The sequence below is a fragment of the Streptomyces violaceorubidus genome (genome assembly GCF_000717995.1).
GTDB lineage: Bacteria > Actinomycetota > Actinomycetes > Streptomycetales > Streptomycetaceae > Streptomyces > Streptomyces violaceorubidus.
In genome coordinates, this window is record NZ_JODM01000010.1 from 108,327 (window position 1) to 127,505 (window position 19,179).

The window sequence follows — 19,179 nt, forward strand, 5'->3', positions numbered from 1 at the left end:
GTCACCCGGGCCAGCCCTGCCACCTCCGCCCTCCGCACCGCTCAGTCCGTCTCGGTCTCCGTCTCTGCCTCGTCCTGCGCCTCCGCCTGCTCCGCCGCCTCCGCCCCCCGCAGCAGCACCGTGAGGAGCCGTACGGCTCCCCGCTTGTGCAGCGGATCGTTGCCGTTGCCGCACTTGGGGGACTGGATGCACGAGGGGCAGCCCGCGTCGCACTCGCAGGAGGCGATGGCCTCCCGGGTGGCCGTGAGCCAGTCGCGGGCCGTGTGGAAGGCGCGCTCGGCGAAGCCCGCGCCCCCGGGGTGGCCGTCGTACACGAAGACCGTCGGCAGCAGGGTGTCGGGGTGGAGGGGGACGGACACGCCGCCGATGTCCCAGCGGTCGCAGGTCGCGAACAGGGGCAGCATGCCGATCGAGGCGTGTTCGGCGGCGTGCAGGGCCCCGCCGAGGATCTCCGGGTTGATCCGGGCCGCGTCCAGCTGGTCCTCGGTGACCGTCCACCACACCGCGCGCGTGCGCAGCGTCCGGGGAGGCAGGTCGAGCTTCGTCTCGCCCAGCACCTCGCCGGTGATCAGGCGCCGGCGCAGGAAGGAGACCACTTGGTTGGTGACCTCGACCGAGCCGTAGCAGAGCTGCCCGTCGCCCCAGGGGAGCCGGATGTCGGTCTCCAGGACCGAGATCGCCGTCGTGTCGCGGGCCACCGTCGAGTAGGTGGGCGTGGCCTGCTCGACCAGCGCGACGGAGTCCTCCAGGTCGAGGGAGCGCACGAGGTACGTGCGCCCCTGGTGGAGGTGTACGGCGCCCTCGTGGACGGTCGTGTGGGCGGCCCCGGCGTCCACGGTGCCCAGCAGCCGTCCCGTGCCCTCCTCGACCACCTGGACCGGGCGTCCGCCCTCGCCGCGGATGTCCGTCAGGTCGGCGGCCCGCTCCCGGCGTGTCCAGTGCCAGGCCCGGGTCCGTCGGCGCAGCAGCTTCGCCGCCTCCAGTTGGGGCAGCAGCTCCTCGCAGGCGGGGCCGAAGAGTTTCAGGTCCTCCTCCGTCAGGGGCAGTTCCGCCGCTGCCGCGCACAGGTGGGGGGCGAGGACGTACGGGTTGTCGGGGTCGAGGACCGTGGATTCGACCGGCTGGTCGAACAGTGCTTCCGGGTGGTGGACGAGGAAGGTGTCCAGCGGGTCGTCACGGGCGACCAGCACCGCCAGCGCCCCCTGTCCGGAGCGCCCCGCCCGGCCCGCCTGCTGCCACAGCGAGGCCCGCGTGCCCGGGTACCCGGCGATCACCACGGCGTCCAGGCCGGAGATGTCGAGGCCGAGTTCCAGGGCGTTCGTCGCCGCGAGGCCGAGGAGGTCGCCGGAGTGCAGGGCCCGCTCCAGGGCGCGGCGCTCCTCGGGGAGGTAGCCGCCGCGGTACGCCGCCACGCGCCGGACCAGGGAGCGGTCGACCTCGGCCAAACGTTCCTGGGCGATCACGGAGATCAGCTCCGCGCCGCGCCGGGACCGTACGAAGGTGATCGAGCGCATGCCCTGCACGGTGAGGTCGGTGAGCAGGTCGGCGGCTTCGGCGGTGGCCGTGCGGCGGACCGGTGCGCCCTTCTCGCCCTCCAGTTCGGTCAGGGGCGGCTCCCAGAGGGCGAACACCAGTTCACCGCGTGGTGACGCGTCGTCGGCGACCTCGATCACCGGGAGCCCGGTGAGCCGGCGGGCCGCCACCGCGGGCTCGGCGGCGGTGGCGGAGGCGAGCAGGAACACGGGCGACGCGCCGTAGCGGGAACACAGTCTGCGGAGTCTGCGCAGCACCTGGGCGACGTGGGAGCCGAAGACGCCCCGGTAGGTGTGGCACTCGTCGATGACGACGTACTTCAGCGCCTTCAGGAACGACGACCAGCGGGGGTGGGAGGGCAGGATGCCGCGGTGCAGCATGTCCGGGTTGGTCAGGACGTACGTGCCGTACTGGCGGATCCACTCGCGTTCCTCGAACGGAGTGTCGCCGTCGTAGACGGCGGCCCGGACGGATGTGCCGAGAGGTTGTGAAAGTTCCTTCACCGACCGGCACTGGTCGGCCGCCAGTGCCTTGGTGGGGGCCAGGTAGAGGGTGGTGGCGCCGCGCCCGTTGGGCGCCTCGGCGCCGTCCACGAGGCTCGACAGGACCGGCACCAGATAGGCCAGGGACTTGCCCGAGGCGGTGCCCGTGGCGACGACCACCGAGTCGCCGTCCAGGGCGTGCTCGGCCACGCGTGCCTGGTGGGCCCAGGGGTGTTCGATGCCCGCGGCCCGCACCGCGGCCAGCACCTCCGGTCGAATCCGGTCCGGCCAGACGGCATGACGGCCCGCACGTGGGGGCAAGTGCTCCGTATGAGTGATGCGCGCAGCCCGGCTCGGTCCCGCGGCGAGCCGGTCCAGGAGCATGCCTGGTTCCGGCCGGGAGCCGGGCTCCGCCGGGGATCGATCGGGTCGGTGATTCTTGGCCATCGGCACCGAGTCTGTCACTGGCGTGACGGACAATGGGGCCAAGGCGTCGTGCACGCCTGCCGGTAAGTGATTGAATGCCATCGCGGCTGGCGAACCGTCCTGGGGGCTTCAAGCCGAGGTGTCCCGAGGGACGACCGCTCGATAGCAAGGTGCTGGAGGATCCGTGGACCTGTCCCTGTCGACCCGTACCGTCGGCGATCGTACGGTCGTCGAGGTCGGTGGCGAAATTGACGTATACACCGCGCCCAAGCTGCGTGAGCAGCTGGTCGAGCTCGTGAACGACGGGAGTTTCCACCTCGTCGTCGACATGGAGGGCGTGGACTTCCTCGACTCCACCGGGCTCGGCGTGCTGGTGGGTGGACTGAAGCGGGTGCGTGCCCATGAGGGCTCGCTGCGGCTGGTCTGCAACCAGGAGCGCATTCTCAAGATCTTCCGTATCACCGGCCTCACCAAGGTGTTCCCCATTCACACCTCGGTCGAGGAAGCGGTGGCGGCCACCGACTGACGACCGCCTCCGGGGCCTGCGCGGCCCGGGGGAAGCAAGAGAACGAGGGGGGTCCGGGCTGTCGGCGGCCCGGACCCTCGAAAGCACGCCCGTAGTTCCGAGGGGGATGCATGGCCACCGTCGAACTCCGCTTCAGCGCGCTGCCCGAGCACGTCCGCACCGCCCGTCTGGTGGCGGCCGCGGTGGCGCGCAGGGCCGGAGTGGACGAGGCCGTCCTCGACGAGGTCAGGCTCGCCGTCGGCGAGGCCTGCACCCGGGCCGTGGGCCTGCATCAGCACGTCGGCATCACGGCGCCGGTCAAGGTGTCGCTGATCGAGGAGGAGAAGCAGTTCTCCATCGAGGTCGGTGACGAGGCGCCGCACGCGGTTCCCGGGATCAATGCCTCTGGGGACGCCGCCGACGAGCTGGAGGCCGAGGAGGACCAGATGGGCCTCGCGGTCATCAGCGGACTCGTGGACGACGTGGAGGTCACGGCGGGCGAGGACGGCGGGCTGATCCGCATGACCTGGCCGACCGCGCCGGCGGTGCTGCCGCCGGTCTGATCCCTCCCGTGTCACCCGAAGGGCCCCACCTGGTGGGGCCCTTTGTCATGTGCGGACATACATTGGGGACGTGCGGGCGCCAAGTGAATGAATTCACGATCAATCGCACGATAATTGATCACAGGGGATCCCCAAACAGATCAGCAAACAGATCAGCAAACAGATCAGCAAACAGGTCGGCAAACAGATCAGCGAGCAGATCGGCAAGCGGATCCCCAAGCGGATCACCGAATGGATCACGGCAATAATGCCGGAGGGGCATTACTACTTCCCCGCCCCTTGCGGTTGACAGGTCAATTCCATTTGTCGTGCACTGTTTTGATCAGGTTCCGGTACCTACAATCCCGTCCACATCTTGAGCTCAGCCCAAGCGTCAAGGAGGACGAATGGCGGAGCTTTCCACCCCTCATCAGTTGGGCGATCCCTCCCACCTCGCAGCCGCCGTGCTGACCGACGGAAACCGCGTCCTGGTCGCGGTCATCGCGGTCGTCGCCCTGGCCGCGCTGGTGCTCGCCGGTGTCCTGGTGCGCCAGGTGCTCGCGGCGGGCGAGGGAACCGACAGCATGAAGAAGATCGCGGCGGCCGTCCAGGAAGGCGCCAACGCCTACCTGGCCCGGCAGTTGCGCACGCTCGGCGTATTCGCCGTCGTCGTGTTCTTCCTGCTCATGCTGCTGCCCGCGGACGACTGGAATCAACGTGCCGGACGTTCGATCTTCTTCCTGATCGGCGCGGCGTTCTCGGCGGCCACCGGCTATATCGGTATGTGGCTCGCCGTACGCAGCAATGTGCGCGTCGCCGCGGCGGCGCGGGAAGCGACACCGGCCCCCGGCGAACCGGAAAAGGATCTCACTCTCGTCTCGCACAAAGCGACGAAGATCGCTTTTCGTACGGGCGGCGTCGTCGGCATGTTCACGGTGGGGCTCGGCCTGCTGGGCGCCTGCTGCGTGGTGTTGGTGTACGCGGCCGACGCGCCGAAGGTCCTGGAGGGCTTCGGCCTCGGTGCCGCGCTGATCGCGATGTTCATGCGGGTCGGCGGCGGGATCTTCACCAAGGCCGCCGACGTCGGCGCCGACCTGGTCGGAAAGGTCGAGCAGGGCATTCCGGAGGACGATCCGCGCAATGCCGCGACCATCGCCGACAACGTGGGCGACAACGTCGGCGACTGCGCGGGCATGGCGGCCGACCTCTTCGAGTCGTACGCGGTCACCCTGGTGGCGGCGCTGATCCTCGGCAAGGTCGCCTTCGGTGACTCCGGGCTGGCGTTCCCGCTGCTGGTTCCGGCGATCGGCGTGCTCACGGCGATGATCGGCATCTTCGCGGTGGCGCCCCGGCGGTCCGACCGCAGTGGCATGAGCGCGATCAACCGGGGCTTCTTCATCTCCGCGGTGATCTCGCTGGTGCTGGTGGCGGTCGCCGTCTTCGTCTACCTCCCCGGCAGTTACGCCGACCTGGACGGCGTCACCGACGCGGCGATCGCGGGCAGGAGCGGCGACCCGCGGATCCTCGCCCTGGTCGCGGTCGCGATCGGCATCGTCCTCGCGGCGCTGATCCAGCAGCTCACCGGCTACTTCACCGAGACCACCAGGCGCCCCGTCAAGGACATCGGCAAGACCTCGCTCACCGGTCCCGCCACCGTCGTCCTCGCCGGGATCTCGCTCGGCCTCGAATCCGCCGTCTACACCGCCCTGTTGATCGGCCTCGGCGTCTACGGGGCCTTCCTGCTCGGCGGCACGTCGATCATGCTGGCGCTGTTCGCGGTGGCGCTGGCCGGCACCGGCCTGCTCACCACGGTCGGCGTCATCGTCGCCATGGACACCTTCGGGCCGGTCTCCGACAACGCGCAGGGCATCGCGGAGATGTCCGGCGACGTCGAGGGCGCCGGCGCGCAGGTGCTCACCGACCTGGACGCCGTCGGCAACACCACCAAGGCCATCACCAAGGGCATCGCCATCGCCACCGCCGTCCTCGCGGCGGCGGCCCTGTTCGGCTCGTACCGCGACGCCATCACCACCGGCGCGGCGGACGTGGGCGAGAAACTCAGCGGCGAGGGCGCGCCGATGAACCTGATGATGGACATCTCGCAGCCCAACAACCTGGTCGGGCTCATCGCCGGAGCGGCGGTCGTCTTCCTCTTCTCCGGGTTGGCGATCAACGCGGTGTCGCGGTCGGCGGGCGCGGTGGTCTTCGAGGTGCGCCGGCAGTTCCGGGAACGGCCCGGGATCATGGACTACAGCGAGAAACCCGAGTACGGCAAGGTCGTCGACATCTGCACCAGGGACGCCCTGCGGGAACTCGCCACGCCCGGCCTGCTCGCCGTGATGGCGCCCATCTTCATCGGGTTCACCCTCGGCGTGGGCGCGCTCGGCGCGTTCCTGGCGGGCGCGATCGGCGCCGGCACGCTGATGGCGGTGTTCCTCGCCAACTCCGGCGGCTCCTGGGACAACGCCAAGAAACTCGTCGAGGACGGCCACCACGGCGGCAAGGGCAGCGAGGCCCACGCCGCCACGGTGATCGGCGACACGGTCGGCGACCCGTTCAAGGACACCGCGGGCCCGGCGATCAACCCGCTGCTGAAGGTCATGAACCTGGTCGCGCTGCTCATCGCCCCCGCGGTCATCAAGTTCTCGTACGGAGCCGACAAGAGCGTCGGGGTACGGGTGCTGATCGCCGTCGTCGCGTTCGTGGTCATCGCGGCGGCGGTCTACGTGTCCAAGCGGCGCGGGATCGCGATGGGTGAGGAGGACGACACCGACCAGAAGCCCAAGTCCGCGAACCCCGCGGTGGTTTCGTAGATCCGCCCCGGACCCCGCGGTACCGCCTCGCCCGAGGTGCGGCTCAAAGGACGGGCGGACGGCGCGCGTTGACGCGCCGTCCGCCCGTTCCGCGCGTGCGCGCGCCCGTCACCGTGAGCCTTCTCTCTCTTGGTGCAAATGGCTTCAATACGGTCTTAACGGATGTTCGTCCGGTCGATGTCCTCCATCCGGCGTGTATGTTCCGGGGCCGAGAGCCATGGAAGGGACCAATCCGGTGAACAAGAAGCTCGCGGCCGCACTGTCCGGCGGTGCGGTACTGGTACTGGCGCTGACGGGATGCAGCAGCAGCGACGACAACGAGAAGCTGGACTCCTGGGCCAAGGAGGTCTGCGAGGGCGTGCAGCCGCAGGCCAAGAAGATCGAGGCGGCCAACGCGGCGATTCAGAAGGAGACCTCGGACAACAGCACCCCCGCCGAGGTCCAGAAGACCGACGCCAAGGCGTTCCAGGACATGTCCGACGCCTACAAGGCGATGGGCGCCACCGTCCAGAAGGCCGGCCCCCCGGACGTCGACGACGGCGAGAAGAAGCAGAAGGACGCGGTCACCGAGCTGAACGGCCTCTCCTCGTCGTACGCCTCCCTGCGCAAGCAGGTGGAGGAGCTCGACACCAAGAACCAGGCCAACTTCGCCGACGGCCTCAAGGACATCGCCACCGAGCTGAACAAGCTCAGCAAGAGCGGCAGCAACGCGCTGAAGACCCTGGAGGAGGGCGACGTCGGCAAGGCGATGGCCAAGCAGTCCAGCTGCAAGTCGGCCTCGGTGACGCCGTCGGCCGCCGAGGGCTGACGGGGCCGGCGTCCCCACGAGGACGCGGGGCGGGGCGGTGACCGCCGGGCCACAATGGGGGTGTGAGTAACGCCAGCCTCTCCCCCCTGCCCTCCGCCGACCGCCCCGACGTCACCGCCCGGCTGCGGGACGCCCTGCTCGGGGCGTCCTTCACCGCCGACGGACTGCTGGAGCTGCTCGGCGCCCCCGCGTACGCGGCGCTGTCGCGCAGCGAGACCGTGCCCGCGCTCCGGGCGACCCGCGGCGACACGCCGCTGGAACTGCTCGTCCGGCTGTTCCTGCTCCAGCAACCCGTCCCCCGCGCGCGCGTGGCGGACGTCCTGCCCGTCGACGCCTGTCTGGAAAGCGGATGGCTCGACCGCGCGGGCGACGACGAGGTGGCGGCCACCGTGGACGTGCGGCCCTACGGCGGGTCCGACGGCGAGGACTGGTTCATCGTCTCCGACCTCGGCTGCGCGGTCGGCGGCGCCGGGGGCATCGGCCGACACGCCCGGGGCGTCGTCCTCGGCGTCGGCGGTGCCTCCACGACCCTGGCGGGCCTCACCGTCCGCACGCCCGTCTCCGCCGCCCTCGACCTCGGTACCGGCTCCGGCATCCAGGCCCTGCACGCCGCCGCGCACGCCACGCGCGTGACGGCCACCGACGTCAACCCGCGCGCGCTGCACATCACCGCGCTCACCCTCGCCCTGTCCGGAGCCCCGGCCGCCGACCTGCGCGAAGGCTCCCTCTACGCACCGGTCGCCGGCGACGAGACGTACGACCTCATCGTCTCCAACCCGCCGTTCGTGATCTCACCGGGTGCCCGACTCACCTACCGCGACGGCGGGATGAGCGGGGACGATCTGTGCCGCTCGCTCGTTCAGCAGACGGGGGAGCGCCTGAACGAGGGCGGGTTCGCGCACTTCCTCGCCAACTGGCAGCACGTGGAGGGGGAGGACTGGACAGACCGGCTGCGCTCCTGGGTGCCGCGCGGCTGCGACGCCTGGATCGTGCAGCGCGAGGTGCAGGACGTCACCCAGTACGCCGAGCTGTGGCTCAGGGACGCGGGCGACCACCGCGGCGACCCGGCCGACTACCAGGCGCGGTACGACGCGTGGCTGGACGAGTTCGAGGCCCGCAAGGTCAGGGCCGTCGGCTTCGGGTGGATCACGCTGCGCCGGACCGCGGCCGCCGAGCCCTCGCTCGTCGCCGAGGAATGGCCGCACCCGGTCGAGCAGCCGCTCGGCGAGACCGTGCGCGCCCACTTCGACCGCGTCGACTACCTGCGCTCCCACGACGACGCGGCCCTGCTGGAAGCCCACTTCACGCTGGCCGGAGAGGTCGTCCAGGAGCAGGTCGGGCTGCCCGGCGCCGAGGACCCGGAGCACGTCGTCCTGCGCCAGAACCGCGGCATGCGCCGGGCCACCCGCGTCGACACGGTCGGCGCCGGCTTCGCGGGGGTCTGCGACGGCACCATGAGCGCGGGCCGGATCCTGGACGCCATCGCCCAGCTGGTGGGCGAGGACCCGGTGGCCCTGCGCGACCGTACGCCCGCGCAGATCCGGCTGCTGGTGGAGCAGGGCTTCCTCGAACCGGCGTAGAAGGGGCGCGGACGCCGGGCGTGGGCGGGCGCATCCATGGCGCGGACGCCGGGCGTGGGTGCGCGCACCCATTTCTTTTTCCGCCGCCGCCCGTGCCGTCGCCCCGCCCCGTGCACGGGGAACCGGCCACGCCCGACGGCACCCGGCGGACCCGTCGGCTCCCCGTTCACCCGGGGTTCGCCTGCCCGCCGCCCGCGCGTGACAGCCTCCCGGAGGCTGAACACGCGCGGGCTGGAGAAAAGGGGCACAGGGACCATGGAGAGCGGGCCGGCGATCTTCGCGGGATTGGTGTTCGCCCTGTTCGGGGCCGGTCTGCTGGCATGGACCACGACGCGGGTGCGGCACGGCCGGCCCGTCGCGCACGGTGTGAGCCCCGTCGCATCGGCGACCGTCGCGAGCGTCGCCGCCGTGGTCGCGCTGGGCCTCGGCGTCTGGTGCCTGACCCAGGTGTGAGCGGCCGGTTCCGGACCCCGGCCGGGGCGCCGCCCGGGTAATCGGGGGATCGCGCTCCGGATACGTGCGTCGGGGCAGGTGGGCACTCCGGGCGGCAGGAACCGGGTTCGTCGGGTTACCGTTCGAGTGGCCGTTGCGGGCTTTTCCCGTTTGACACGGGGGCGGGAGGTACCGTCACACTCCGCAGCGTCACGATCGAAACACAGAACGACCCGACCCGGGACCACGCCCTGGGAAGGCCCAGCGTCGACCGGAGAGAAGAGCGAAGTTGTCCCCGACCAGCGAGACCGCGAAGGGCGGCCGACGACTCGTCATCGTCGAGTCGCCCGCCAAGGCGAAGACGATCAAGGGCTATCTCGGCCCTGGCTACGTCGTCGAGGCGAGCGTCGGGCACATTCGCGACCTTCCCAGCGGCGCGGCGGAGGTACCGGAGAAGTACACCGGTGAGGTCCGCCGCCTCGGTGTGGACGTCGAACACGACTTCCAGCCCATCTATGTGGTCAACGCCGACAAGAAGTCGCAGGTCAAGAAGCTCAAGGACCTGCTGAAGGACTCCGACGAACTCTTCCTCGCCACCGATGAGGACCGCGAGGGCGAGGCCATCGCCTGGCACCTGCAGGAAGTCCTCAAGCCGAAGATCCCGGTCAAGCGCATGGTGTTCCACGAGATCACCAAGGACGCGATCCGCGCCGCCGTCGCCAACCCGCGCGAGCTGAACCAGAAGCTGGTCGACGCCCAGGAGACCCGCCGCATCCTCGACCGCCTCTACGGCTACGAGGTCTCGCCGGTCCTGTGGAAGAAGGTCATGCCGCGTCTGTCGGCCGGCCGCGTCCAGTCCGTCGCCACCCGGCTCGTCGTCGAGCGGGAACGCGAGCGCATGGCGTTCCGCTCCGCCGAGTACTGGGACCTCACCGGCACCTTCGCGACCGGCCGCGCGGAATTCAAGGGGAGCGAAGCGACTTCGATTGAGGGTGGTGGTGGGCGACGGGAGGGCGCTTCCGACCCGTCGTCGCTGGTCGCCCGCCTCCAGACGGTCGACGGACGGCGTGTCGCGCAGGGCCGCGACTTCGACTCCCTGGGGCAGCTCAAGAGCGCGAACACCCTCCACCTCGACGAGGCGAACGCGCGCGCCCTCGCCGCCGCCCTGGAGAACACGCGCTTCGCCGTCCGCTCCGTCGAGTCCAAGCCGTACCGCCGCTCGCCCTACGCTCCGTTCCGTACGACGACGCTGCAGCAGGAGGCGAGCCGCAAGCTCGGTTTCGGCGCGAAGTCGACCATGCAGGTCGCCCAGAAGCTGTACGAGAACGGCTACATCACCTACATGCGTACGGACTCCACGACCCTGAGCGACACGGCGGTCTCCGCCGCCCGCGCCCAGGTGACGCAGCTGTACGGCGCCGACTACCTGCCGCCCCAGCCGCGCACGTACGCAGGCAAGGTCAAGAACGCGCAGGAGGCGCACGAGGCGATCCGCCCCTCCGGCGACCGCTTCCGCACGCCCGCCGAGACCGGGCTGACCGGCGACCAGTTCAAGCTGTACGAGCTGATCTGGAAGCGGACCGTCGCCTCCCAGATGAAGGACGCGACCGGAAACAGCGTCACGGTCAAGATCGGCGGCGCCGCCTCCGACGGCCGGGACGTCGAGTTCAGCGCCTCCGGCAAGACCATCACCTTCCACGGCTTCCTCAAGGCCTACGTCGAGGGCGCCGACGACCCGAACGCGGAGCTGGACGACCGCGAGCGCCGACTGCCGCAGGTCGCCGAGGGCGACGCGCTGACGGCCGAGGAGATCACGGTCGACGGCCACGCCACCAAGCCCCCGGCCCGCTACACCGAGGCGTCGCTGGTCAAGGAGCTGGAAGAGCGCGAGATCGGCCGCCCGTCGACGTACGCGTCGATCATCGGCACCATCCTGGACCGCGGCTACGTCTTCAAGAAGGGCACGGCACTCGTCCCGTCCTTCCTCTCCTTCGCCGTGGTCAACCTCCTGGAGAAGCACTTCGGGCGGCTCGTCGACTACGACTTCACCGCCAAGATGGAGGACGACCTCGACCGCATCGCCCGCGGCGAGGCCCAGTCGGTGCCGTGGCTGCGGCGCTTCTACTTCGGCGAGGGCGACGGCGTGACAGGCGGCGGCGCGGCCGACGCGGGCAACGGCGACGGGGACCACCTCGGCGGCCTCAAGGAACTGGTCACCGACCTCGGCGCGATCGACGCCCGTGAGGTGTCCTCCTTCCCCGTCGGCAACGACATCGTGCTGCGCGTCGGGCGCTACGGCCCCTACGTCGAGCGCGGCGAGAAGGACTCCGAGAACCACCAGCGCGCCGACGTCCCCGAGGACCTGGCGCCCGACGAGCTGTCCGTGGAGCTGGCCGAGGAACTGCTCGCCAAGCCGAGCGGCGACTTCGAGCTGGGCACCGACCCGGCGACCGGCCACGCCATCGTCGCCAAGGACGGCCGATACGGCCCGTACGTCACCGAGGTGCTCCCCGAGGGCACCCCGAAGACCGGCAAGAACGCCGTGAAGCCGCGCACCGCCTCGCTGTTCAAGTCGATGTCGCTGGACACGGTGACCCTCGACGACGCCCTGCGGCTCATGTCGCTGCCGCGGGTCGTCGGCGCCGACGCGGAGGGCGTGGAGATCACCGCGCAGAACGGCCGCTACGGCCCGTACCTGAAGAAGGGCACGGACTCGCGATCCCTCCAGACGGAGGAGCAGCTCTTCGAGATCACGCTGGAGGAGGCGCTGGCGATCTACGCCCAGCCCAAGCAGCGTGGCCGGGCCGCGGCCAAGCCACCGCTCAAGGAGCTGGGCACCGACCCGGTCAGCGAGAAGCCCGTCGTGGTCAAGGACGGCCGCTTCGGCCCGTACGTCACCGACGGCGAGACCAACGCGACGCTGCGTTCCGGCGACAGCGTCGAGGAGATCACGCCCGAGCGGGGCTACGAACTGCTGGCCGAGAAGCGCGCCAAGGGCCCCGCCAAGAAGACGGCGAAGAAGGCCGTGAAGAAGACGGCCGCCAAGAAGGCCCCGGCCAAGAAGGCGGCGGCGACCAAGAAGACGGCCGCCGCCAAGACCACGGCCGCCAAGAAGACCGCGGCCAAGAGCACGGCGAAGAAGACGGCGACCAAGAAGGCGACCGCGTCGAAGGCGTCGGAGGACTGAGCCCCGCTCAGAAAACCGCGAACCGCCGAGCGGCGCCCCTCCGCGCCGCGCCCGCCCTTCGCAAAACGAACGTCCCGGCATCATTTCGGTGTCGGGGCGTGCGTACGTTCGGCCGGGCACGCCGGACTGTCGGCGGCGACCGATAGGCTGAACGCATGACGCGAGCCGAGCAGCCAACGGCCCCTCACTCCGCCCCGGACGACGCCCTGGTCGCGGACTCCCGCGAGCGCGCCGTCCGCGCCCTGCTGCGCCGCCCGCAGCTGAGGCGCTTGTGGAGCGCACAGCTCGTGGGGGGTGTCGGCGACATTCTCGCCCTGCTGGTGCTGGTCCTCCTCGCCGTCCAGGCCGCGATCGGCGCGGGCTCGTTCGGCGGGGGCTACCGGGGCGTGGCGTTCGCAGTGGCGACCGTTTTCGGCGTCCGCATCCTGGCGACGCTGCTCTTCGGCGCCGTCCTGCTCGGGCCCCTGACCTCACTCACCTCGCAGGACGGTCCGCTCGACCGGCGCTGGACCATGGTCGGCGCCGACGGGCTGCGGACCGCCCTGCTGATCGTCGCGCCGCTGTGGATCGACTGGACGGCCGACGACGCGCTGGCCGTCCTCCTGGTGACCGTCTTCGTCACCGGCGTCGCCGAGCGCTTCTGGACGGTGTGCCGGGAGGGCGCGGCCCCGGCGCTGCTGCCCGCCCCGCCCCCCGAGGGCGCGACGGTACGCCCGCTGCCGGACCACATGGACGCGCTGCGCCGCCTGTCGCTGCGCACGAGTTTCGTGGCGATCCCGCTCGCGGCCACCGTGCTGGTCGTCGCGGGGCTCGTGAACAACCTGCTGGGCGCCGGCGTCGACTGGTTCGCCGAGCACCAGGCGGCGCTCGGCTCGTACGTGGCCGCCGGGCTGTTCGCCGCGTCCCTGTCCGTGGTGACCTTCCTGGAGCTGCCCGCGGTGCGCACCCCGCGCGCGCGGTCGCCGCTGGAGGGCCTGCGCCGTCCCAGGAGCGGCGGCGGCGTCGACAAGGGCCGCACCGGTGCGCTTCCGCTGCTGGTGTTCGCCTGCGCATCGGTCGCCGCGGTGGTGGCCGCCACGGTCGCCGTGGCGGTGCTGCACGCCAAGGACCTGGGCGGCGGCCCCGTGCTGTACGGGTTGGCGGTGGGCGCGCTGACCGGCGGCGTCGTCGTCGGCATCCGCACCGCCCCCGCCCTGCTGCCCTCCCTGTCCCGCCGGCGGCTGCTCGCCCTGGCCATCGCCTTCGCCGGCGTCGCCCTGCTGGCCGCCGGACTCGTCCCGGACGACACCACCGTGCTGCTGCTCCTCGTGCTGGCCGGGGTCGGCGCGGGTGTGGCCGCGAACACCGGGCACGCGCTGCTCGACCAGGAGACCGAGGACCACCGCCGGGCACGGACCACCGAGCACCTGCACGCGGTCGTCCGGGTCTGCGTGGCGCTGGGCGCGGTCGTCGGGCCCGTGCTGGCCGCGGCGATCGGACCGCACCGGCTGGAGAGCGGCAAGTTCGTCTTCGCCCACGGCGGCGCCGCCTTCGTCCTGATGCTGCTCGGCGCCCTGCTGCTGCCGCTGGCCGCCCTGGTGCTGGCCAAGGTCGACGACCGCTCCGGCGTGCCGCTGCGGCACGACCTGCGGGACGCGCTGCTCGGCGGCGACGACCCGGTGCCGACGCCCGCCGCGACCGGGTTCTTCATCGCCCTGGAGGGCGGCGACGGCGCGGGCAAGTCCACCCAGGCCGAGGCCCTCGCCGAGTGGATCCGCGGCAAGGGGCACGAGGTCGTGCTCACCCGCGAGCCCGGGGCGACCCCGGTCGGCAAGCGCCTGCGCTCCATCCTGCTGGACGTCTCCAGCGCCGGACTGTCCCACCGCGCGGAGGCGCTGCTGTACGCCGCCGACCGCGCGGAGCACGTCGACACCGTGGTCCGGCCCGCCCTGGAGCGCGGCGCCGTCGTCATCTCCGACCGCTACATCGACTCCTCGGTGGCCTACCAGGGCGCGGGCCGCGATCTGTCGCCGACCGAGATCGCCCGCATCAACCGCTGGGCGACCAACGGGCTCGTACCGCACCTGACCGTCCTGCTGGACGTGGCGCCGGAGGCCGCGCGCGAGCGGTTCACCGAGGCGCCGGACCGCCTCGAGTCGGAGCCCGCCGAGTTCCACGCGCGTGTGCGCTCCGGTTTCCTCACCCTGGCCGCCGCCGACCCGGGGCGCTACCTGGTCGTGGACGCCGGCCAGGAACCGGAGGCCGTCACCACCGTCGTACGCCACCGGCTCGACCAGGTGCTGCCGCTGTCCGAGGCCGAGATCAAGGCTCAGGAGGAGGCGCGTCGCAAGGCCGAGGAGGAGGCCCGCCGCAAGGCCGAGGAAGAGGCCGCCCGCAAGGCCGAGGAGGAGCGCCTGGAGCGCGAGCGCCTCGAGGAGGAGGCGCGGGTGCGTGCCGAGGAGGAGGAGCGCAAGCGGCGCGAGCTGGAGGAGGCGCAGCGGCGCGAGGCCGAGCGGCAGGCCGAGGAGGCCAGGCGGCGGGCGGAGGAAGCACGCCGCAAGGCCGAGGAGGAGCGGGCCCGGCTCCTCGCGGAGGAGAAGGCGCGCGCCGAGGAGGAGGCGCGGCTGCGGGCGGCGGAGGAGCGGCGCCGCAAGCAGGCCGAGGAGGAGGAGCGGCTGCGCGCGGAGGCCGAGGCGCGGCGTCTGGAGAAGCAGCGCAAGGCAGAGGAGGCCCTGCTGCGGGCCGAGGAGGCGCGCCGGGCGGCGGAGCAGGCGGCGGCCGTGGCCGCGGCCGGACCCAAGTCGGCGGCCCCCGCGGCGGCGGACGCGCCGCACCCGAAGCCGGCCGCCTCGACCCCCACCGACGCGGCGACGGTGCCGACCCCGATCGTGACCCCGACCAACGCCTCCGGCGGCCCGGTGGAGGACACGGCGATCCTGCGGCCGGTGCGGGACACGCCCGAGGACGGAGCCGAGGACGCACAGGGTGGCGGCCGGGCGTCCGGCGAGTCCGAGTCCGAGGTGACGGCCGAGCTGCCCAAGCCGCCGGTGCCCTCCGGCGCGGCGGACGAGACGGCGGTGCTTCCGGCGGTGGAGCCGCGGGACGCCGACGAGACGGCGGTCCTGCCGCCCGTGACGCCGCCGGGAGCGGCTGACGAGACGGCAGTCCTGCCGCCCGTACGCGGGGACGACCCCGCCGACCGGGTCCCGCCGGGCTACTTCCGGGAGGAGCGCCCGGCCGAGGACGCCCAGGACCGCACGCGTGAGCTGCCCCAGATCGATCCCGACCGGGAGCCGCCCCGCAGGCGCCGCTCCGACTGGGCCGAGGAGACCCCGCTGGACGACCTGCCGACACTGGCGGACGAGCTGCTGGGACCGCACGACGAGGGCGAGGACGGCCGCGACGAGGGCCGCGGTGGCCGGGGCAGGGGTCGGGGACGACGCTGACCGGTGGGACCGGTGGGACCGGTGGGACCGGTGGGACCGGTGGGACCGGTGGGACCGGTGGGACCGGTGGGGCCGATGGGGCCGCTGGGACCGCTGGGACAGTCCGTGCCCCGGCGGTCCCGCCGCGTTGTCAGTGCCGCCCCGCACAATGGGGGTGCGGCGCGGATCAGCGCGGCGCATCGGTGTGACGGCTGGGTGCGACGGCCCGGTGTGACGGAAGGACGGCGTGACCCATGACCGTGTGGGACGACCTCGTCGGGCAGGAGAAGGTGTGCGAGCCGCTCGCCGCCGCTGCCCGGGATGCCGACGCCTTCGTCACCGCCGCCGCGGCCGAGGGCCCGCTGCCGCAGACGACGAGCATGACGCACGCCTGGCTGTTCACGGGCCCGCCCGGCTCCGGTGTGGCCCAGACGGCCCGGGCGTTCGCCGCCGCGCTGCAGTGCGTGAGCCCCGACCGCGCCCTCGGCGGCGTCCCCGGCTGCGGCTTCTGCGACGGCTGCCACACGGCGCTGGTCGGTACCCACGCGGACGTCAGCACCGTGGTCGCCCTGGGTGCCGAGATCCGCGCCCAGGACATGCGGGACACCGTCCGCAAGTCCTTCACCTCCCCCGCGAACGGCCGCTGGCAGATCATCCTCGTCGAGGAGGCCGAGCGGCTGAACGAGAAGTCGGCCAACGCCGTCCTGAAGGCGGTGGAGGAACCGGCGCCGCGGACGGTCTGGCTGCTGTGCGCCCCCTCCGTCGAGGACGTCCTGCCCACGATCCGCTCCCGCTGCCGCCACCTGAACCTGCGCACGCCGTCGGTCGAGGCCGTCGCCGACATGCTCGTACGCCGCGAGGGCATCGAACCGGACGTCGCCGCCGCGGCGGCCCGCGCCACCCAGGGCCACATCGACCGTGCCCGCCGCCTGGCCACCGACAAGGCCGCCCGGGACCGCCGGGCCGCCGTACTGAAGCTGCCGCTGCGGGTCGAGGACGTCGGCGGCGCACTCAAGGCGGCCCAGGAGCTGGTCGACGCCGCCGCGGAGGACGCCAAGGAGCTCGCCGAGGAGATGGACGCCAAGGAGACCGAGGAACTGAAGGCGGCGCTGGGCGCGGCCCAGGGCGGCCGGCTCCCGCGCGGCACGGCCGGCGTGATCAAGGACCTGGAGGCCGACCAGAAACGCCGCAAGGCACGCACCCAGCGCAACAGCCTCGACCTCGCCCTGAGCGAGCTGACCGGCTTCTACCGCGACGTCCTGGCGCTCCAGCTCGGCTCCCGCGTGGCGATCGCCAACGCCGACGCGGAGGACGCCCTGGAGCGGCTCGCCCGCGGCAGCACGCCCGAGTCCACGCTGCGCCGCATCGAGGCGGTCGCCGCCTGCGGGGAGGCCCTCGACCGGAACGTGCCCCCGCTGCTGGCGGTGGAGGCGATGACGATGGCGCTCAGATCGGGCTGAGCGCGCGCCCCTCCCCAGGCCGTGCCGCGTGCCACGCCCGGTTGACGCCGTAACACGTACGGGCCACGTGAACCACGTACCGCGATGAGCTCGTCGCGGAGAGTTACGCTCGCTGAATGCACACAAGGCGCACTCACCGCAGGACCCGCACCGGCAGCACCCGTTTCCGAGCCGCGCTGCTCGCCGCCGCGCTGCTCGCCACCGCCTGCTCGGCCGGGGGCGCGTCGACGTCCGCCGGATCCCCCGCGGCACGGGCGGCGGGCTCGGCGCAGGCGGCGACGCCGACCCTGACCCCCCTGCCGAAGGCCGCGCCCGCCGAGCTGTCGCCGTACTACGAGCAGAAGCTCGGCTGGCGCGACTGCGGTGTCCCCGGCTTCCAGTGCGCCACCATGAAGGCCCCGCTCGACTACGCCAGTCCGGGCGAGGGCGACGTCCGGCTCGCGGTGGCCCGCAAGAAGGCCACGGGACCGGGCAAGCGGCTCGGCTCGCTGCTGGTCAACCCGGGCGGACCGGGCGGCTCGGCGATCGGCTACCTCCAGCAGTACGCGGGCATCGGCTACCCGGCGAAGGTCCGCGCCCAGTACGACATGGTGGCGGTCGACCCGCGGGGCGTGGCCCGCAGCGAGCCCGTCGAGTGCCTCGACGGCCGCGAGATGGACGCGTACACGCAGACCGACACCACCCCGGACGACGCGCGCGAGACGGACCAGTTGGTCGACGCCTACAAGGACTTCGCCGAGGGTTGCGGGGCCGATGCGCCCAAGCTCCTACGCCACGTCTCCACGATCGAGGCGGCGCGCGACATGGACGTGCTGCGCGCGGTGCTGGGCGACGAGAAGCTGACCTACGTCGGAGCGTCGTACGGCACGTTCCTGGGCGCGACCTATGCCGGCCTGTTCCCGGCCCGGGCGGGCCGCCTGGTCCTGGACGGCGCGATGGACCCCTCCCTGCCCGCGCGCCGCCTGAACCTGGAGCAGACGGAGGGCTTCGAGACGGCGTTCCAGTCCTTCGCCAAGGACTGCGTACGGCAGCCCGACTGCCCCCTCGGCGGCAAGGGCACCGCCCCCGACCAGGTCGGCAAGAACCTCAAGGCCTTCTTCGACGACCTGGACGCCAAGCCCCTCCCCGCCGGCGACGCCGACGGCCGCAAACTCACCGAGTCCCTCGCCACCACCGGCGTGATCGCGGCCATGTACGACGAGGGCGCCTGGCAGCAACTGCGCGAGTCCCTCACCTCGGCGATCAAGGAGAAGGACGGCGCCGGCCTGCTGATCCTGTCCGACAGCTACTACGAGCGCGAGGCCGACGGCGGCTACAGCAACCTGATGTTCGCCAACGCCGCCGTGAACTGCCTCGACCTCCCCGCCGCCTTCTCCTCCCCGGACGAGGTGCGCGAGGCCCTCCCCGAGTTCGAGAAGGCGTCCCCGGTCTTCGGTGAGGGCCTCGCCTGGGCGTCCCTGAACTGCGCGTACTGGCCCGTGAGGCCCACGGGGGAGCCGCACCGCATCGAGGCGGCCGGCGCCACCCCGATCGTCGTGGTCGGCACCACCCGCGACCCGGCCACCCCGTACCGCTGGGCCGAGGCCCTGTCCGACCAGCTCTCCTCCGGTCACCTCCTCACCTACGAGGGCGACGGCCACACCGCCTACGGCCGCGGCAGCGCCTGCATCGACTCGGCGATCAACACGTACCTGCTCCGCGGCACCGCCCCGGAGGACGGCAAGCGCTGCTCATAGCCCCCGTCCGCCCGCACCCCGCCCCGGAGCCCACGCCTCCGGGGCGGGTTCGGAGCACCCCGGGAAACTGTGTAGACTTACCGTCGTTGCTGATCGCACCATGGGTGCACGGCGCGCCGCCTTAGCTCAGATGGCCAGAGCAACGCACTCGTAATGCGTAGGTCTCGGGTTCGAATCCCGAAGGCGGCTCCAGTTTCGAGACCTGTAGGTCGGACATCCGGCCTGCGGGTCCTCTGCGTTTCCTCAACGCCGCTGCTCCTCCGTACCTCGC

12 protein-coding genes and 1 tRNA gene are annotated in these 19,179 nt (G+C 72.1%); 11 read left to right on the forward strand and 2 right to left on the reverse strand.

The features are described 5' to 3' along the window. Positions 1 to 41 precede the first annotated feature (41 nt). The gene (locus tag IE94_RS0115480; protein WP_063829712.1) at positions 42 to 2,543 is read right to left on the reverse strand and encodes a DEAD/DEAH box helicase; all 2,502 of its coding nucleotides are present in this window, start codon (positions 2,541 to 2,543) and stop codon (positions 42 to 44) included. Between the two features lie 82 nt (positions 2,544 to 2,625). Between IE94_RS0115480 and bldG the strand changes: the two genes are divergently transcribed. Beyond that, a complete protein-coding gene (bldG, locus tag IE94_RS0115485) occupies positions 2,626 to 2,967 on the forward strand; it encodes an anti-sigma factor antagonist BldG (RefSeq protein ID WP_003975386.1) in 342 nt (113 codons plus the stop codon). A gap of 110 nt (positions 2,968 to 3,077) precedes the next feature. Continuing rightward, positions 3,078 to 3,509 carry an ATP-binding protein gene (locus IE94_RS0115490; protein WP_030184005.1) on the forward strand — a complete coding sequence of 144 codons (432 nt, stop codon included), beginning with the start codon at positions 3,078 to 3,080 and terminating at the stop codon, positions 3,507 to 3,509. Positions 3,510 to 3,627: 118 nt separating this feature from the next. Here IE94_RS0115490 and IE94_RS39915 read toward each other — a convergent pair whose 3' ends face one another. Beyond that, positions 3,628 to 3,771, reverse strand: coding sequence for a hypothetical protein (locus tag IE94_RS39915; protein WP_157849359.1), 144 nt, complete (start codon positions 3,769 to 3,771; stop codon positions 3,628 to 3,630). A 124-nt stretch (positions 3,772 to 3,895) separates the two neighbouring features. Here IE94_RS39915 and IE94_RS0115495 point away from each other — a divergent pair, with 124 nt between their 5' ends. The 9 genes from IE94_RS0115495 (at position 3,896) to IE94_RS0115535 (ending at position 19,100) form a co-directional block, all read left to right on the forward strand. Beyond that, the gene (locus tag IE94_RS0115495; protein ID WP_030184006.1) at positions 3,896 to 6,301 is read left to right on the forward strand and encodes a sodium-translocating pyrophosphatase; all 2,406 of its coding nucleotides are present in this window, start codon (positions 3,896 to 3,898) and stop codon (positions 6,299 to 6,301) included. Positions 6,302 to 6,518: 217 nt separating this feature from the next. Further along, positions 6,519 to 7,109 carry a hypothetical protein gene (locus IE94_RS0115500; RefSeq protein ID WP_030184007.1) on the forward strand — a complete coding sequence of 197 codons (591 nt, stop codon included), beginning with the start codon at positions 6,519 to 6,521 and terminating at the stop codon, positions 7,107 to 7,109. Between the two features lie 62 nt (positions 7,110 to 7,171). Further along, positions 7,172 to 8,689: a DUF7059 domain-containing protein gene (locus IE94_RS0115505; protein ID WP_030184008.1), complete on the forward strand. Its 1,518-nt coding sequence runs from the start codon at positions 7,172 to 7,174 to the stop codon at positions 8,687 to 8,689. A 255-nt stretch (positions 8,690 to 8,944) separates the two neighbouring features. After that, the gene (locus IE94_RS40375; RefSeq protein ID WP_030184010.1) at positions 8,945 to 9,142 is read left to right on the forward strand and encodes a hypothetical protein; all 198 of its coding nucleotides are present in this window, start codon (positions 8,945 to 8,947) and stop codon (positions 9,140 to 9,142) included. 268 nt (positions 9,143 to 9,410) lie between these two features. Further along, positions 9,411 to 12,308, forward strand: coding sequence for a type I DNA topoisomerase (gene topA / locus IE94_RS0115515; protein WP_030184011.1), 2,898 nt, complete (start codon positions 9,411 to 9,413; stop codon positions 12,306 to 12,308). A 155-nt stretch (positions 12,309 to 12,463) separates the two neighbouring features. Then, positions 12,464 to 15,733 carry a dTMP kinase gene (gene tmk, locus IE94_RS0115520; RefSeq protein WP_030184013.1) on the forward strand — a complete coding sequence of 1,090 codons (3,270 nt, stop codon included), beginning with the start codon at positions 12,464 to 12,466 and terminating at the stop codon, positions 15,731 to 15,733. 233 nt (positions 15,734 to 15,966) lie between these two features. After that, a complete protein-coding gene (locus tag IE94_RS0115525; RefSeq protein ID WP_030184016.1) occupies positions 15,967 to 17,172 on the forward strand; it encodes a DNA polymerase III subunit delta' in 1,206 nt (401 codons plus the stop codon). 116 nt (positions 17,173 to 17,288) lie between these two features. Beyond that, positions 17,289 to 18,908, forward strand: a complete 1,620-nt coding sequence (locus IE94_RS0115530) for an alpha/beta hydrolase (RefSeq protein ID WP_030184017.1) — start codon at positions 17,289 to 17,291, stop codon at positions 18,906 to 18,908. Between the two features lie 115 nt (positions 18,909 to 19,023). After that, a tRNA-Thr gene (locus tag IE94_RS0115535) sits at positions 19,024 to 19,100 on the forward strand. Positions 19,101 to 19,179 lie beyond the last annotated feature (79 nt).

Coding starts and splice junctions, on each gene's coding strand:
- IE94_RS39915 (WP_157849359.1), bottom strand. CDS start 3,771: ATGCCCCTCCGGCATTATTGCCGTGATCCATTCGGTGATCCGCTTGGG.
- IE94_RS0115525 (WP_030184016.1), top strand. CDS start 15,967: ATGACCGTGTGGGACGACCTCGTCGGGCAGGAGAAGGTGTGCGAGCCG.
- IE94_RS0115500 (WP_030184007.1), top strand. CDS start 6,519: ATGGAAGGGACCAATCCGGTGAACAAGAAGCTCGCGGCCGCACTGTCC.
- IE94_RS40375 (WP_030184010.1), top strand. CDS start 8,945: ATGGAGAGCGGGCCGGCGATCTTCGCGGGATTGGTGTTCGCCCTGTTC.
- IE94_RS0115530 (WP_030184017.1), top strand. CDS start 17,289: ATGCACACAAGGCGCACTCACCGCAGGACCCGCACCGGCAGCACCCGT.
- IE94_RS0115480 (WP_063829712.1), bottom strand. CDS start 2,543: ATGGCATTCAATCACTTACCGGCAGGCGTGCACGACGCCTTGGCCCCA.
- IE94_RS0115490 (WP_030184005.1), top strand. CDS start 3,078: ATGGCCACCGTCGAACTCCGCTTCAGCGCGCTGCCCGAGCACGTCCGC.
- IE94_RS0115495 (WP_030184006.1), top strand. CDS start 3,896: ATGGCGGAGCTTTCCACCCCTCATCAGTTGGGCGATCCCTCCCACCTC.
- tmk (WP_030184013.1), top strand. CDS start 12,464: ATGACGCGAGCCGAGCAGCCAACGGCCCCTCACTCCGCCCCGGACGAC.